Source organism: Laspinema olomoucense D3b (assembly GCF_025370785.1).
GTDB lineage: Bacteria > Cyanobacteriota > Cyanobacteriia > Cyanobacteriales > Laspinemataceae > Laspinema > Laspinema olomoucense.
The window spans coordinates 1-14651 of record NZ_JAMXFA010000073.1 but is presented as its reverse complement, the minus strand read 5'-3'; the positions used below and the strand labels follow the sequence as shown (position 1 = coordinate 14651).

General features: G+C 47.2%; 18 protein-coding genes. 7 read left to right on the top strand and 11 right to left on the bottom strand.

Annotated features, from left to right (window positions below; all coding sequences use genetic code 11):
- Positions 1-242 precede the first annotated feature (242 nt).
- The 4 genes from NG792_RS28190 (at position 243) to NG792_RS28175 (ending at position 5200) form a co-directional block, all read left to right on the top strand.
- Positions 243-488, top strand: a complete 246-nt coding sequence (locus NG792_RS28190; protein ID WP_261237709.1) for a helix-turn-helix domain-containing protein — start codon at positions 243-245, stop codon at positions 486-488.
- A gap of 768 nt (positions 489-1256) precedes the next feature.
- The gene (locus NG792_RS28185; protein ID WP_261237708.1) at positions 1257-4310 is read left to right on the top strand and encodes an AAA family ATPase; all 3054 of its coding nucleotides are present in this window, start codon (positions 1257-1259) and stop codon (positions 4308-4310) included.
- 83 nt (positions 4311-4393) lie between these two features.
- On the top strand, positions 4394-4681 hold the full coding sequence (locus NG792_RS28180; protein ID WP_261237706.1) for a hypothetical protein: 288 nt from the start codon (positions 4394-4396) through the stop codon (positions 4679-4681).
- A gap of 213 nt (positions 4682-4894) precedes the next feature.
- Positions 4895-5200 carry a hypothetical protein gene (locus tag NG792_RS28175; RefSeq protein WP_261237704.1) on the top strand — a complete coding sequence of 102 codons (306 nt, stop codon included), beginning with the start codon at positions 4895-4897 and terminating at the stop codon, positions 5198-5200.
- 78 nt (positions 5201-5278) lie between these two features.
- On the opposite strand, the gene NG792_RS28170 is transcribed toward NG792_RS28175, so the two are convergent.
- Positions 5279-6166, bottom strand: coding sequence for a hypothetical protein (locus NG792_RS28170; protein WP_261237702.1), 888 nt, complete (start codon positions 6164-6166; stop codon positions 5279-5281).
- A gap of 300 nt (positions 6167-6466) precedes the next feature.
- Between NG792_RS28170 and NG792_RS28165 the strand changes: the two genes are divergently transcribed.
- The 3 genes from NG792_RS28165 to NG792_RS28155 are packed head-to-tail and all read left to right on the top strand — an operon-like array spanning position 6467 to position 7821.
- Positions 6467-7357 (top strand): tyrosine-type recombinase/integrase, encoded by an 891-nt coding sequence (locus NG792_RS28165; protein ID WP_261237701.1) that lies wholly within the window; start codon positions 6467-6469, stop codon positions 7355-7357.
- Between the two features lie 3 nt (positions 7358-7360).
- Positions 7361-7573 (top strand): hypothetical protein, encoded by a 213-nt coding sequence (locus NG792_RS28160; RefSeq protein WP_261237699.1) that lies wholly within the window; start codon positions 7361-7363, stop codon positions 7571-7573.
- Positions 7570-7821: a hypothetical protein gene (locus NG792_RS28155; RefSeq protein WP_261237698.1), complete on the top strand. Its 252-nt coding sequence runs from the start codon at positions 7570-7572 to the stop codon at positions 7819-7821. The genes NG792_RS28160 and NG792_RS28155 overlap by 4 nt, the downstream gene beginning before the upstream one ends.
- 82 nt (positions 7822-7903) lie before the next feature.
- Here NG792_RS28155 and NG792_RS28150 read toward each other — a convergent pair whose 3' ends face one another.
- From NG792_RS28150 to NG792_RS28105, 10 genes are all read right to left on the bottom strand, one after another.
- Positions 7904-8641 carry a hypothetical protein gene (locus NG792_RS28150; protein WP_261237697.1) on the bottom strand — a complete coding sequence of 246 codons (738 nt, stop codon included), beginning with the start codon at positions 8639-8641 and terminating at the stop codon, positions 7904-7906.
- Positions 8628-9389: a M23 family metallopeptidase gene (locus NG792_RS28145; RefSeq protein ID WP_261237696.1), complete on the bottom strand. Its 762-nt coding sequence runs from the start codon at positions 9387-9389 to the stop codon at positions 8628-8630. Before NG792_RS28145 ends, NG792_RS28150 begins: the two co-directional genes overlap by 14 nt.
- Positions 9386-9868: a hypothetical protein gene (locus NG792_RS28140; RefSeq protein WP_261237695.1), complete on the bottom strand. Its 483-nt coding sequence runs from the start codon at positions 9866-9868 to the stop codon at positions 9386-9388. The genes NG792_RS28145 and NG792_RS28140 overlap by 4 nt, the downstream gene beginning before the upstream one ends.
- Positions 9869-9924: 56 nt before the next feature.
- The gene (locus NG792_RS28135) at positions 9925-10200 is read right to left on the bottom strand and encodes a hypothetical protein (protein ID WP_261237694.1); all 276 of its coding nucleotides are present in this window, start codon (positions 10198-10200) and stop codon (positions 9925-9927) included.
- A gap of 131 nt (positions 10201-10331) precedes the next feature.
- On the bottom strand, positions 10332-11570 hold the full coding sequence (locus tag NG792_RS28130) for a helicase HerA domain-containing protein (RefSeq protein WP_261237693.1): 1239 nt from the start codon (positions 11568-11570) through the stop codon (positions 10332-10334).
- Positions 11557-12348: a hypothetical protein gene (locus NG792_RS28125; RefSeq protein WP_261237692.1), complete on the bottom strand. Its 792-nt coding sequence runs from the start codon at positions 12346-12348 to the stop codon at positions 11557-11559. The genes NG792_RS28130 and NG792_RS28125 overlap by 14 nt, the downstream gene beginning before the upstream one ends.
- Before the next feature lie 77 nt (positions 12349-12425).
- Positions 12426-13022, bottom strand: a complete 597-nt coding sequence (locus tag NG792_RS28120) for a hypothetical protein (RefSeq protein ID WP_261237691.1) — start codon at positions 13020-13022, stop codon at positions 12426-12428.
- 382 nt (positions 13023-13404) lie between these two features.
- Positions 13405-13623 (bottom strand): hypothetical protein, encoded by a 219-nt coding sequence (locus NG792_RS28115; RefSeq protein WP_261237690.1) that lies wholly within the window; start codon positions 13621-13623, stop codon positions 13405-13407.
- A complete protein-coding gene (locus tag NG792_RS28110) occupies positions 13623-13934 on the bottom strand; it encodes a hypothetical protein (protein ID WP_261237689.1) in 312 nt (103 codons plus the stop codon). The genes NG792_RS28115 and NG792_RS28110 overlap by 1 nt, the downstream gene beginning before the upstream one ends.
- A gap of 63 nt (positions 13935-13997) precedes the next feature.
- A complete protein-coding gene (locus tag NG792_RS28105) occupies positions 13998-14399 on the bottom strand; it encodes a hypothetical protein (protein WP_261237688.1) in 402 nt (133 codons plus the stop codon).
- Positions 14400-14651: the final 252 nt, after the last annotated feature.

Below are 14651 nucleotides of genomic sequence, written 5' to 3'. Positions count from 1 at the left end.
TGCTTAGGCAGTGCTGGGGTTCGGCGTTTTAAGCCTACAAGTCTCGAAACCTTTAGAGATATGGGTTTGTTCAAGCGGTTCACTCCGCTGGGTCCCTTGGTGGTTTGTTCGACCTGTAACTACATTAACATAGGCTGTCGATATCTGTCAACAGTCTGTAAATATTAATTTACCCACGGGGTAGCCAATGGCCCCGAAAGCGCCTATAATGGTAGTGTTGGTAGATATAGGAATAAAGAAAAATGTTAGGAGCAGTAGCCAGTAGATCTATGGGTATGCGGTGGAAATTAAAAGTCGTTATGGCAGATAGAGATATATCCGCCCGAAAGTTAGCCGAAAAAACTGGCTTAACTTATGGTGCGATCGTCAAGTTACGGAACGAAACCCCAAAGCAGGTTACTGTCAGCACTCTTACAGCACTCTGTCACGCCCTCGATTGCACTCCGGATGAGTTGATGGAGATAACCGAGGATGAGTCCCCAAAGTAGTCCAGGGCGATCGCCAACAACCCGCCAACGTCCCGCCAAGATTGCCGCATTATGCGGGACCCCTAGGGTTGCCTGTAGTGGTGGCTTCTAGGGGTTTCGTTAATGCCTGCGTCGTTTGTTGATTAACGTTTCCGAACGTTAATGTTAAGCGCTTATCGAGCTAACTGTTAAGAAAAAACACTTGATATCTTTGTGGTATTTGTGTTTTCAGGGGTGCAACTAGAATTTTAGAGGAGGTTTGTAGAGTTTAGAATTTCACCAAGTCCCTGAGTTTATGGTATATTATCAGTAGAAGTAAATTCTTTTTGGTCCTAGGCCCCTTGGTTATAGGCACAAAAAAATTTGCCGACCCCGCTTCTTACCTGGGTTCGACAAATCTGATCTAAAGTTGAAATCTTTTTTTCTTGTCTCTAGTCTAGCATACGCGCAACAGCTTTAATCATAGATTTTTCGGCTTAGTGAGAGGCGGGACCCATCAATAATATGAGGTCTCCCGAGAATGAAATCGAAACATAGCACTATTATAGCACGGCGACGTGCTGGATACAACACAGGAGGCTGCAAAGATTGCGGCCATTCCGATCTACAGTTTTTTCGTCATCCCGAATATGCTGCCGTACTCCGTTGCACCCGGTGCGGGATATTAGCGCACTCATTAACTGAGGAAACCCTGGACTACCTGGGAATCGATGCTGAATCTCTCCCAGAGCTTCCAAAAACTTCTGTGATGATCATCTTGGATCCTGCATTTTTTGGAGGGTCTAAGTAATGGCTACCAGAGAACTCGTAGATCTCAATGACTACTCATCCCGACTCACCAAAGCTAAAGGAAAGGATAAATATATTTGCCCTGTGTGTGGTGGCAATGATTTATCCGTAAGCTCCAAAAATGGAATTATATTCACCTGCTACACAAACGATTGCAGCCGTGCTGAGATTATCAAGGCGATCGCGCCTGAAAAGTACGGGAAGAAAGATCCAGACTACACCCCGACTAAAGCACGACGCTCAATCTCGAAGCCGACTAAACCCGCACCATTGCCCGAGAGCGGAACCCTTGCGACTTTGCCAAAAATTCCCCTGAAGTCACTCAGAAAACAAGTGCCAGGGGGATACCTAACGACTTATCAATACAGTGAGACCCATTGGGTAGAACGTACCGATTATGACGATGGTCGCAAAAAGCTATTCATCCCGCATCATACCGACAGCAACGGCAACACAATCCCTAAAAAGGGTGATGATTCCTGGCCCGCCTATAAAGAGGGGGAAGCGATCGCCTATGGACAAGGGAAGTGGGTTCTGTGGGTAGAAGGGGAAAAATGCACGGATGCCGTGAGGTCCCTCGGTTTCGTCGGGATAACTTTTACTGGGGGCGCTAAAGCAACAGAGCAGGAGTCGGCTTTAATACGCCTGAAAAATGCAGGAATCGCAGGGATAGCTATCATCCCCGATAACGACGACGCCGGAACCAAAAAGTTAAATGACGTGACAGGATACTGTCATAAATGGCAAATACCCTTAGTTAATTTGGGTAAGTTTTTAGACATTCCTGAAGGGGAAGATATCGCCGATCTAGTAGAGGATTATATGGACAATCAGGAGAGCATCGTACAACACCTTAATGCGGCGATGGTGGTATCTTTAGCCTCAGCAAAAGAGGAAGCGCTTAAGAAAGACCCCGACTTCCTTTTTAAGATGGATCTCCAGGCTTTAGCGGCTGAAACTGACTTTATCAAATACATCCGGTTTAAGAATGAGATATGTGCCAATTGGCGGATCCGCTCTCAAGATTTAGATAAGGCAATTAACCACCTTAACCATTCCCAAAATACTCCCAAAGTACAATCTATGGACTTTGCAGAGTTTATGGAAATGGAAGTACAGGGGTTGCAATGGCTTATTCCTGGCTTTTTGCCAGTGGGCGAGACGATTCTACTCTCAGGCGCACCCAAAGCCGGTAAATCACTGTTAGCGGTCGATTGTGGCTTTTGTTTAGCAACAGGGGAAGATCCTTTTTTGGGTGAAAAATTACATGATCAGAAACGAGTGCTTTTAATTTCAGTAGATGAGTCTCCCAGTTCCACCAAAACCAAACTACAACGCCGGGGATTCCGTTCTCAAGACGCGCCTTTTTTGCGGGTGATGACTTCCTGGGATATTAGCCAAATGGTAGCTCTCGAAAAAGAATTAGAGGACTTCCGCCCCCATGTAGTTATTGTCGATAGCTTGAAACGGATTACAGCAGGGCGAGATATCTCTGAGAATTCAGCAGAATTTGCAGATAATATCTACACCTTAAAGGAGCTATTTACTCGGTATGGCGCGGCTGGAATTCTTATCCATCATGACAATAAGGATAAAGATGCTGTCGGAGTGGACAAGGTGCGGGGGAGTTCAGCGATCGCCGGTGCTGTCTGGGGGATGTGGAATATTCGTCAAGTGCCTAAACCAGACCCAGATAATCCTAAGCGCTTAGTTATAGATCCTCGGGACCCCGAACGTACTCTTTATTGTCATAGCCGCGATACAGAGGGCCAATTGCTACGAATCCAGTTTAACCCCGATGACAACAGCTATGAGTGCTTAGGTGAAGTAGACACCAATGAAGAGAAAGCCGAAGCCGATCGCACTATGAAAGATCGAATTCTTATGCTTTTGGAACGACACCCTGATCAGCCCTTGAGTGGAACTCAAATACTTGAGTTAATGGGTGAGAAAGACAATAAAGGGGGGATTTACACCAATCTTTCCCGCCTTGTGAATAAGCGGATCGTTAGTGCAACTCCAGCACCAAACAACAAGCGCTACACCCTCTATAGTTTGCCTCAAAATGTAGGTGACACTCCCCCCCCTACCCTAGCAGTGGGTAATGTTATATCCGGGGCTGAAAGTAAGACAGAGAAAGACTTACAGACATATAACACACATATAACATCTACCCCCCGGATAGATAACAACCTTACCCCCATCACCCCCCCTGTTATGAGTCAAAACCCTAACGGTGTAAAGGTTTCAGGCATAGATAACAACTCACCCACAGAGGGGGGGGGTGTGGGTGTCAGCGATGGGGTGGGAAAAACGCCTGTTTGCGTTAAAAGCGCAACGAATACCCCTAAGCCTAATTTTCCGTTTAATGGTGTCAAGATGCCTAAAGAATGGCTAATTCAGGCTTTTAATTGGGTGAGTGAAGCCTATGAAGCCTGTGATGTTAATTTTTTTGAGTCACCCACTCCTGAAGAACACGAAGCCTCGATCGCTATTAATACTTGGCAATTGCTCATGAAGGTTGATTGTTACTGGGATATAGATCGAGAGGGTAAAAAGTGGCTTGATGCTCTCTGGGAGCAATCGCTTTTATGGTTTCACTCAGCCGGTCAGTTCACCACCCCCGAAGTGTGTCGCTGGTATATAGAGAGATTTCTTGATGATAAGGAGGTGATGGAACGCTTGCACGATGCTGGATTGCTAGAAGCTCCCACTAAATCTATTAATGGGAAGCAAAAGGAAAAGCTTAAGCTCTGGTATCGGTCCCTCAAAAACCTAAAACTTCCTAAGCTCTCCTCTAAAGAGCCACCTCGTCCCCCTCTTCCTAAAAAGGGTGATTCCGTCCCTTATATGCAACCTACGGAGCTTGTGCGGTGGTGGCAGTGGCTAGTCTTCACTTATTCGGGATCTCACGCTGACGACTCTAAATTGCCCTCTACCTATGGTGAGGCTTTCCAGGCTTGCTGTGCACTGCTTAACCGACTTGAGTCCCAATTAAAAAATAGTGAGGATTGGATCTTTATCTGTCGGGTCTTCAATCCTGCACTGAACTAACCCGTGGGGGACTTCCCCCACCTCCCAGGGCTGTACTGTCTAGCGGCCCTGATCCATAAACAACTTTTAAGGAAAACAGAACAATGAACGACTCAGAAGCCTATAACCTCTATCTCTCCCTCACCCCATCAGAAAAAAGACAATTCGAGGCGCTGTCCCCGACTCAACAATTGCAACAGTTGCGATCGCGTAGCCGTGATCAGGTGAGGATTGACCCTCAAACGGCATATCAGATCGAGCTATTTTTCAGAGAACTCCCAGACGCCTATAAGCAGGCAGTAGGTAGACTCAGCGACGTTCGGCGAGTAGAAAGATTATTTGAGTTGCGCGACTTTGCCGATCGCCATGATGGGCAATTGCCCGAGATTTAATCAAGGGTTGATCAGCTTAATGCACTATTAGTCCTCTTTTTGCCCCTGCTAATACGCCAAAAAGGGCTGAATTAACCCCTTTTTGGCCCTCTCCACCTCTTAGACCCTACCAACTGGAACCCGCTAAACCCCCACGGGTAAAGGGTTATAGGGAATCTAAAGGCTACACTCTCACGCTCTCTCTGTTAACAACACGCGGATAACAGCACCGTTATGGATGATAAACAATCAATAATCAGCAATCAGAAATTCGAGGGACCCTTCGAGAAACATGAATTTACAATTGAGCTAAATGGGCGGGTAAGAAAATATACCTACAAGGCTACCCTAGGGCGATCGCCGGTACGTCCAAGGGCATCACGTTCAAAAGAGGGTAACGGCATAAAATGGGATGGTGATTTTGATAACGACCCCGACCTCCAATTGCTGTTAGGCTCCTGGGATGAGAGTTTAGCGATGCTTAACCGTCCCCACCCTCTAAAACGGGCTGATGCACCTTTAGAACTCCCACCCGCCTAGAACGTCGATTTTAGGCACAAATGAGAAAACCCTCCTATTCCTATCGGGATAAGAGGGTATAAACGTTTGTTTATTAGTTTATTTCAGTAGATAGAACATTCCATCCTCCCGGCGAGTCCAGGGGAGGTGATCAGGATCTAAACCTGCTGACCACTTAGCAAAACTCCCAGGCTCTTTAGCTTCCTTTTTCCAGGCACGTTCGACTTGAGTCGCCTGGTACTTATCTTTAGAAGTAGTGAACCGTTTCGTTGCCAGTTTGTTGGCGGTGATTCCTTCCTCTATGTTGCCGATCGCCTCCTCAGTCCCTTCAGACTCAACCTCTACTGCCGACTCGCCAACTGCGGCAATCTTACCGTTCTCTAGCCCATTGCCGATCGCCTCAGTCGCCTCAGTCTCCGGAGAGGGCGATTGAATCGGTTCGAGTCCGTTGCCAGGGGTGACGATACTACACGGTAACGATTCGATAAGGCTACTGTCTAGCAAAGTGCTAGACTTACTGCTAGACATAATATCCTCTAAAACTTCGGGGTCCTCTGCCTTGTCTAGCATTACGTCTAGCTGAGTGCTAGACTCGACTTTACCATTGCTAGACAGACTGCTAGACAAGTCTAGCGCCTTTAGCCTTTCGTCAATTAGGCGAGAAAGCACTTCCTCTAAATTGCATTCCCGTGGGAGTCCCAAGGGGATAACTTCCTCTAAAGCCGTTACCCTGTCAGCAATTGAGTCAGTGTCTAGCACGTTGCTAGACGGACTGCTAGACTCGCCTAGTAGCAACTCAGGGCGATCGCAAACTAGACTTGCTGACCTTAAAAATACCTCGGTGCGACTGATTCCATATCGCGCCGCTACTGCATCAACGCGGGCCAAAAAGTCAGGCTCAATCCTGAAGTTTAACTGTACCCGCCCCTTGCTTCCCTGTGCTTTCTCTGAAGGATCCTTTTTAGCTGTATCTTGCTTAGTCGCCATTGTTCGTTGCCTTCGTTCACTTCCTCTTTAGTCTAGCATCTTGTCTAGCATTTGACTGATAAGTTTTCTGGAACGACTAAATCTACCTTTATGTTTTTAGATTTGAATCACTTATCTGTCTAGCAACTGCTAGACAGTGCTAGACAGATAGACTATATTGTAAACAAGGGGAAGCAATCAGCCGAACCGAGGGACCTAACCAGTCCCTTAACCGAGATCGGCGAATATTGCCTTTTTGACATAAGTAAATATTCACCGATTCCAGGGTACAATACCAACAGCAAAAGAGAGGACCAACTCATGATCGCAATCACCTATAACAATTTAGTCGATAACAATCTTGCAACAAATTTCTCAGGATGCAATACCGATGAGAGGATCCTAGAAATCTGGCTTTATGGAAAATCACCCCGAACCCAAGGATCCTATAAAAGTGTTGCAGGGGCATTTTTGGCATTCGTTAACAAACCCCTCCAAACCGTAACGGTGGCTGATATTTTCCATTGGGTAGAGACGATCGCACCAAACCTAAAACCTAGCTCAGTAAAAACAAAACTCTACACAATCAAATCACTTTGCAGTTTTGCGTCAAAGATTGGTTACTGCCAATTCAACGTCGGCGCGGCTATCAAACCCCCTAAAGTCGCTGACGAACTCCATAAAAAATGCCTGAAAGTAGAAGCTATTAAGGCGATGGCTAACAGCACCGAACGCTTGCGCGACTCATTATTAATCCGCTTTGCTTATCTATCAGGATTACGCGCTGCTGAGTTGTCAGCATTAACCTGGGGACAGTTCAGGGACGGAAAGCTCTATGTCACCGGAAAGGGTACTAAGAACAGAACGATAATCATCCCTGAGTCTTTTCTGCTAGAACTGCTAGAACTCAAACCCGTTAACGCTTCCGATGATTCCCCAGTATTTGTGTCCCGCAAAAAGAACGGTGGACATCATGGACATTTGAGCCGGATCTATATCTCCAAATTAATCAAAGATGCAGCTATAAAAGCCGGTGAAACCGATAAGGTCAGCGCCCATTGGTTGCGCCACTCTCATGCGTACAATGCCTTAAAGAATGGCGCGGATATAGCAGTTATCCGAGATAGTTTAGGTCACGCGAGCTTGGTAACTACGAGCAAATACGTCGGCTTAGATCCCGATGATTCATCCTCTCTATATCTATCAATCTAGCCTATGGTTACCTTAGAAACTGCGGTAATGGAGTCGCTGAAAGTGCATAAGCGACTCCCACGAACAATACAAAAATACCTCAATCAAACCTACGAAACCTCAGTAGAACTAGAGGCGATCGAGACTACTCTGGCCCAATTAGAAGCCACTGGCAAAGTACAACGCCATCGCCTCAAATCTGGCTTAATAACCCACCTATGGGAGTTAGTACCATGAACTTAAGAATTAAAGGATCACTCACGGAACTCCGGCAACTCTACCAGGTACTCAGTACCCGCTATAACCTAAGCGGTTCAAAGCTATACCCTAATGCTATGCCCAATGAAGATAGAGGGTCAATCAAGCGACAAATACCACCGTTTCCACCGAGTGAAATAACCGATGAGATGATTAAGAGTTATGGTGAGAGGACGTTCCGGCTCTATGTTTCTAATGTTACTGTGGGAACTAATGCTAAACTTTAGAAGTGAGTAGCAAGCACAAAAACCCCCCAGCGTCCATAAAAAAAAGACCACTAAGGTGCAATACCCTAGTGGTCTTTTGGTTTTATTGATTTAATACTTCATTGATAGCCTTTACTCGCCGTTCTTGGTCTTGCCTTATGCACCCATATCTCCAGGCTTCACTATAGGGCTGCATACCTCTGAGTCTTTGAGCGAATTGATTCCGAGGGTTAGAGCAAACTTTAAACAATCCACCGGCTGATAACTCTCCACCTCTACGGAATGCCTCAACTCTGGCGTGAGCGATCGCATCTGTCCCCGAACGTCCCTCTAGTTTTGCCCTTTGGTATTTGTCAGCGAGTCCACTCTTAACAGAGGACTGATTGGCGAGGTCAATGCTGTTTATATAAACTTCCGGCCCATGTTGAATGGCATCAGCGTTAGGCTCTAACCACTTTTGAGCGTACTCAAGGCACTTAACGTCTGCCTCATTCTCATCTCGACCTCGACCTTGGTCGCTACACCACCCACGGTTCCAAACACCGTTACCGGGGTCAATATGTCCCTTTGATAATGCCGTTCGGGTTCCATCGCTTAGGCAGTTTCCCTCAGCAGCGCAAATGGCCCTCACCCCTAAATCTGTTTTAGGGTCTGGAGTTTTGAACAATTCCCCGGTGTTTCCAGGGGTGATCGAGCTACTCGGTAATCCCAGCTTTAAAAATGATTGCCAATTACCTTGGAATATTTGAGGTGAAAATATAGCAGCACCGGCGCATAAGAGGGCCAAAGTCACCATAAACACAAACCCAGCGTCAGGGTCAAGCTCTCTAGTTTTGCCCATTATTCCCACCTCCCCGACTTAGCGGCGGGCTAGGTAGGGACCCGTGCAACACTTGGAACAAGGGCCAAAACTTAGGGTTAGTCCACTCACCGTCTTTCTTTTCACTCCAGTGCAAGTGGGGTCCGGTGGATGTTCCGGCGATCGCACCTTTGGCCGGGTCACCTCCAGATAGACCAAACACTTCCCCAGGTTTCATGAACCCGCTAGAACCCACGGGGAAGGCGCATTTATTAAGGTGCGCGGCCATAAAGCTACGGTTAGGGAGGTTATCGGGTTCTAGGACCGCATAAAGACCCGCGCCACTGGGTTGGATCTTGCACTCGACTAACGTCTGTTTTCCTGTACCCACTACATAGAGTTGAGAGTTTTCTGGGAGTCCCCCGGCTTGTCCGATATCAATCCCGTTATGAAATTTCACATAACCATGAATCGGGTGTTTATGGTAACCAAAGTCTCTACCTCCTAGAACAAATTGACCAATTTTATCCCCACCTTTAACGGGTTTCTCAAGGTCAGGTGCGATCGCCCCGATGATTTGCTGAGTGGGAGTGACTGCAACTTTAGACAATAGCGGGTGCAAGGCGTGGTGATAGGCTAATAAGCCACAACTGGCAACCGTTGCAAAAAGTACAAAACCCTCGGTTGCCTTAGCCTTCCGTGCTTCCCATTGGGCGTCCAGGTCATTGGCGATCGCATCAATCTTTTGGTCTAGGCGGGCAATGGCTGATTCTAAATCTGTTGAGTTCATGGTGTCACCTTAATGTCTACTTTTCCGTTATCCTCAACCGCGTCAATGCTTCCCCCACCTCTTATGAGGTAGCGCCATCTAATAGCTTTTCCGTCCCTAAAATTGCACCGAGGTTGACCTAAAACCCCCTGCAATTCAGGCAGAGATCGGAAGGTCACCCCCTGCTTAAGTCTTCTATCCAGTTCCCGTGCCAAGGTGCTGGGGACTTCCGGTGCAGTTGCTTCTACACTTCCCTGGGGACAAATAGAAAGGCGCATATCTGGAGTCGTTACGGGACTGTGAGGTGCTGTTGATGGTTTAGCGGGTTCTGAAGGCTTAGAAGGGGTATTAATGCCCGCAATTTGACCCGCTAAGTTGATTACAGGAGCAACGCAAAAACTTGTCGAACATCCCGCAATAGGACTCGCAACAGTTCCGGCAGTTAACACGAACAAAGATAGACCACTAATTGAGTAGAAAACATCTCTGGCAATTGACATAAAACCTCCAATAAAAAACCCCCGCTAAATTCGTTAACGGGGGTTTAGCGTGTAGATTAAGGTGCTGTTGAATCTGCGGGTTGATTGCGAGACGGGATGACCTTACGGACGTTATTAACGACGCATCCGCCCTTATTCCAAATAGACTGCGGTGAGTCCACCAAACTTGTAGGAGTATCGCATCCAACCCCTTGAACTCCGTCTATAAATTCCCCAGCACTCAACAAGAGTAACCAGCATACAAAAAAGCCGAACAGGGGAATAGTTGTCACCGCCCAAACTGCGATACTTTGATGGGTTCCATTAATGGTCACTTTGTTATTGTCACTCATTGTTTTTAGCCTTAATTACTGTTAGTTACTACTGAAAAACGCTGCTAGAGGTGACTAGAGGTAGAGGAAAGGCTCAAATCGCCATAAGCTATGCGGCACAAGCGTTGTAGGTCAAACCTCTAGCCCTCTACTTAGTCCACTACTCGCTCGATCCGCCATTCCAGACCCTCTCCCTCGCCTCGAACATACCCCTGACCATTGGCAGATAATTGTAAGAACAATTCACGCATCTGATCCGGGGTTAGGTGTTTTAATTTCCAGCACAATTGTTTTGCTTTGGAGGCACTAACCCAACCGTGTTTACGGGATATCTCAAACAGCTTTGAAGTGTCGAGGGCGTCATCGGGGACGGGTACAGAAGATGATTCAACGTCAAGCTCAAAACTTGACCGGGTTGAGATTAAATCGCTAAAGTCTAACTCCCAATGACCCTTGGGGAACATATCGCGAACATCAGGGATTTTAACCGGGATTGGTTCCCCTCCGTTCGTGGCGATCGTGCCTTGTCCAGTTGGTGCTAAACCTCCGATTTTGCTAGGGTCAGATTTAGCGGTAAGTTCTATTTTTATGAATCCTTCCTTGAGTAACTTCGATAACCCTTTGGCGCTTCCACCTCCTAACATTTCCAAAGTGTCGCCCTGACTAACCATAAGCACAAATAAGTTAGCCTTTCTGACTCCGGCGACAATAGTTTTTAGGAAGCTAGACATCAAGTCAGCGTCAACGTTGCCGGAGTATTCTCCCATCTCTTCAATAAGAATGGTTATGGGTTCAGACTCGAAGTACCACTCAGCTTGTGGCTTATTTTGCCTTATGGCGTAACGTTTCTCACGTTCGGATAGAAACCACTCAATACCTTTTTCGATGTCTTCAAACTGCTGTTTAAGGGTGTCACCCTTCCCATAAACTTTAAGAGGTTTATAAGAGCCGTATTCGTAATGATGATTAAGTACGATAACCTGATGCCCTTGTTTAATCCTCCTTCTGAGAATCGCTGCTGCAAGCGTTGTTTTTCCGCTACCTTGGGACCCAATTAGGCTAACGAGTCCACTGTCGATCGCTGACGTTAACGGGTCTGATTGATGCGTCTGGGTGGGAGGTAGAGAGGGCAGAGGGTTAATTCCCGGAAGGGCGATCGAGCCGTGTCCTTTTTCCTCTCTACTCATCTGGTAAAACTGAAACCCCGCAATTCCCCCCGCCGCCAAACCTCCCAACACAAACAAGGGACTCATATCGGATTTGTGCAACTGGAGATAAATTTGGTCACCCTGCCGGACGCAGGACCCGGACCGATACAACATCCCGGCTGATAGTAACAATGGGGCGGTTGTTAACAGGGCCGCGTTAGAGATGAATTTAGAAAGGCTCATTAACATCACCTCCTGGCATAGCCTGAGCTTCCTCGATCGTCGCCCTGGTTAAACTTTCAAACCGCTTCGCCGCGTCGCTACAATCGTCTATGCTGTCGCTTAATTGGTCCGTAGCTACCCAGCTTAAAGCTCTGGAGTTGACCCCTCGGGATAAGGCTCTTGCGATATCCCTTTGGTCGTATAAAGCCTTGCGGAAATCAAAAACGTGCTCGGCACGGATTGAGAGACGATCGGCAAGGGCGATTGATTGAATCTTTGCACCGCGTTGATCATGCTGCTGGCGTAGCCAATCGTAAGCACTTTCACAGTTTTTAGATTTCATGCACTCCTGTTGTGCATATAAAATCCAAGCGTCAGCCCGGGCTTCGCCGATAGCTTCCTCTGTGGATGTTGCGATCGCCTGAAGGTCTACGCCACAACTTTGACGGACGGTTTCCCAAGCTTCATTACGTCGGCTAGATAAATCCTCTAGGGGTGGGGGTTCATTGGCGATCGTTTCTTCCACCGGCGCGGGTTCGAGTTCAAGCTGGGGTGTAGCAACACTTTGACGGCTTGAAAGGGTGATTAAACTTGAGAAAAGCCAGAAAGCACCGAGGACGCCTCCGGCAATTAACGCTTGTTTTCCCAACCCTTTAAACTGCGGTATTTTGGGCTTTTTCTGGCTTTGAATTGCTTGGTTGACCGATGGTACTAAAGTATCAGAATGCCCGCTAGGGTAGGCTCTATGGGTATCCTGGGGGATTGGTTGCCCCCAAGCGTCATAATGTTGATTGTCCATAATTTCTCCAAATTAGAAGCCCATGCGGGCCCTTTAGAAAATGTAGAAGGGTTGCATGGGCTGAATGGTTATCGTTGTTATTTGCTGTGTTTGCCGTTGCCGTTGCTGATGTTTGGCGTAGGCTCGGTATGCGACGGTAAGAGCAAGTGAGCGATCGACGGTTGAGAAGGGGCGAGGGCCTTTGGGTAGGAGTATGAACCCTGAGAGTCAATGGCCTCTGAGAGGGCGTCGAGTACCATATCGTCGCTATCAAAAATTGCCCCTTCGAGTTCATCGCTTAACTCATCGTCAGGCAACCCGTTAGACAACCAATCAGCCAGGAGTGAATTACTCTCACGGACGATCGCCGCGTAACGTTTTTGAGACAGCTTTCGGGTCGCTTTCCGGTCACTTTCTAGGAGGGCGCTAACGCTTCCGTTACCTGGGGTATTTGAGGCTTTAGCGGTGGTAGAGGGGGAAGTTTGGTGCTGTTTAGTGACTTCGAGTTTATAAGCGTCGCAAGCGTCGAATACGGTTAAGTTATCACGTTTAATCCGCTTAAGAACTTCGGCAATATGGGGTTCGGCAACATCTAAACTCACCTCTACATCACCAAATAAGCGGGTGAAAATGGTAGATAGGCGCTTGGGGGTTGCATTGAGCTTAGTAGACAAATCGGTGTAAGTTAATACCATTGCTTTAGATTCCTTCGTTTCTTAGTGTTGTGATTACTTGGGGTTCTGTCGCCCCCATCCTGAACATTTGTCTGACTTTCTTAATCGCCTGATAGTTTTCTCGGGAGTAGAATCCACTGCCGACAGGGTGAGAAAACTCATCAGGACAAGCGGTCCGTAGTATTCTCAAATAGTGCCTAAATCTTCTGTCAGAGACACCCAGAAACCCGAGTATCTGTCGTCTTGTGTAGCCTTGTAGCCTGATTGGTTCTAGTTCATACTCCATAAAGGTTTGAGGTTTGTCTTACACTGTCTTACGCTGATGTGAGAACCGCTAAAGGCTAGACTCGCTTGATATAGGCTTGTAGGTAGCCTTTAGCGGAAGTGAACAGGACTGAAACCTTTACCGCTTAAGCGTTCGGGAATCTACCGCACGTCCCATTAGCTCTATCTGAGCAGGGGTGCGGGCCGCAGTGCCTAACAATTCATCCTGCGCCAAGATAAAAGCCACCTGGGGGATGAGATTAGGGTCAAGGTCAGTCGTTCGGATTAGGTTTAGTTCCCAGTGATGCTCCAAGGATTCAAAGGCTAAATCGCCATCTAGTTGGTGTTGAGTGGTCATTAGATTTCCTCCTCAAACTTCACCGCAGTAGCATGACCACTGACTAGGAAAGCTAACTGCCACCATTCGTCAATCGTCAGCACCGAGTTCATGAACTCATCGGATTCATCTAACCCATTAGAAAATGAGTCTTGAAGGCAATCAGAGAAGCCGATAGCCGTCGATATGTCCATGCTGTGATAGCCCTGGGAATGGCATTGTTTAAGGGCAGATGAACAGATAATCAAGAGGTCAATGGCATCAATGCGGGTGGTGATTTGGTCAATGGAAAAGTTAGGGATAACTTCGGGGGAAAGTTTTGTGTAGTTCATGAGTCTTTTGAGTAACTAAAGGATTAAGAAAGCACCGAGTCAGACCCGGTGCTTATGGTGGAATTAATCAACCCAAGGTGCTGCTAATTGGCTCGGTGTGAGTTGGCGAGTGGCACGTTTATAATCGTGATGCCTTAATTCCGCTAATTCGCTTGACCACCGAGAAAGGCTGATCCATTCCTCTAAATCCAACTCAATACTTTGAAAAATCTCTGAGTGACAATCGAATGAGTCGAAGGCGTACTCACTGGCATTAGATTCATGCAGCTGGAGAATTTGGCCTAAAAAATAAGGCTCTCCAGTTTGATTTGTCCACCAAGCTCCCGATGATGCAATTTCGCTTAAATCTAAAGCGTCTGAAAGGCTTAAGCGTTCCCCGTTTCCGAGGAAAGGATAGAGCTTGTCCTGGAGGGACTGGGAATAAAAGCCCATTGCTTTGGGGCTGGAAAGTGTTAGAGTAGTCATGATTGTGAAAAAACTAAAGAACTGGACTGAGATACGTCCCAAGGGGTGCAACCCAAGGGATAGACCGATACGGTCATGTGCGTGATTATTCGGTTGTCAATGTTCAGTTTATTGGGAATCCTTGGATTCCACCTCCCCTCGACTTTACGGTTAAGGAGGAAGTCGCCCCCAGTATTGCTTAGGCAGTGCTGGGGTTCGGCGTTTTAAGCCTACAAGTCTCGAAACCTTTAGAGATATGGGTTTGTTCAAGCG

Bases quoted from the DNA above. Each gene is read 5' to 3' on its own strand.
- NG792_RS28190 (WP_261237709.1), top strand. From the start codon at position 243: ATGTTAGGAGCAGTAGCCAGTAGATCTATGGGTATGCGGTGGAAATTA.
- NG792_RS28185 (WP_261237708.1), top strand. From the start codon at position 1,257: ATGGCTACCAGAGAACTCGTAGATCTCAATGACTACTCATCCCGACTC.
- NG792_RS28180 (WP_261237706.1), top strand. From the start codon at position 4,394: ATGAACGACTCAGAAGCCTATAACCTCTATCTCTCCCTCACCCCATCA.
- NG792_RS28175 (WP_261237704.1), top strand. From the start codon at position 4,895: ATGGATGATAAACAATCAATAATCAGCAATCAGAAATTCGAGGGACCC.
- NG792_RS28170 (WP_261237702.1), bottom strand. From the start codon at position 6,166: ATGGCGACTAAGCAAGATACAGCTAAAAAGGATCCTTCAGAGAAAGCA.
- NG792_RS28165 (WP_261237701.1), top strand. From the start codon at position 6,467: ATGATCGCAATCACCTATAACAATTTAGTCGATAACAATCTTGCAACA.
- NG792_RS28160 (WP_261237699.1), top strand. From the start codon at position 7,361: ATGGTTACCTTAGAAACTGCGGTAATGGAGTCGCTGAAAGTGCATAAG.
- NG792_RS28155 (WP_261237698.1), top strand. From the start codon at position 7,570: ATGAACTTAAGAATTAAAGGATCACTCACGGAACTCCGGCAACTCTAC.
- NG792_RS28150 (WP_261237697.1), bottom strand. From the start codon at position 8,641: ATGGGCAAAACTAGAGAGCTTGACCCTGACGCTGGGTTTGTGTTTATG.
- NG792_RS28145 (WP_261237696.1), bottom strand. From the start codon at position 9,389: ATGAACTCAACAGATTTAGAATCAGCCATTGCCCGCCTAGACCAAAAG.
- NG792_RS28140 (WP_261237695.1), bottom strand. From the start codon at position 9,868: ATGTCAATTGCCAGAGATGTTTTCTACTCAATTAGTGGTCTATCTTTG.
- NG792_RS28135 (WP_261237694.1), bottom strand. From the start codon at position 10,200: ATGAGTGACAATAACAAAGTGACCATTAATGGAACCCATCAAAGTATC.
- NG792_RS28130 (WP_261237693.1), bottom strand. From the start codon at position 11,570: ATGAGCCTTTCTAAATTCATCTCTAACGCGGCCCTGTTAACAACCGCC.
- NG792_RS28125 (WP_261237692.1), bottom strand. From the start codon at position 12,348: ATGGACAATCAACATTATGACGCTTGGGGGCAACCAATCCCCCAGGAT.
- NG792_RS28120 (WP_261237691.1), bottom strand. From the start codon at position 13,022: ATGGTATTAACTTACACCGATTTGTCTACTAAGCTCAATGCAACCCCC.
- NG792_RS28115 (WP_261237690.1), bottom strand. From the start codon at position 13,623: ATGACCACTCAACACCAACTAGATGGCGATTTAGCCTTTGAATCCTTG.
- NG792_RS28110 (WP_261237689.1), bottom strand. From the start codon at position 13,934: ATGAACTACACAAAACTTTCCCCCGAAGTTATCCCTAACTTTTCCATT.
- NG792_RS28105 (WP_261237688.1), bottom strand. From the start codon at position 14,399: ATGACTACTCTAACACTTTCCAGCCCCAAAGCAATGGGCTTTTATTCC.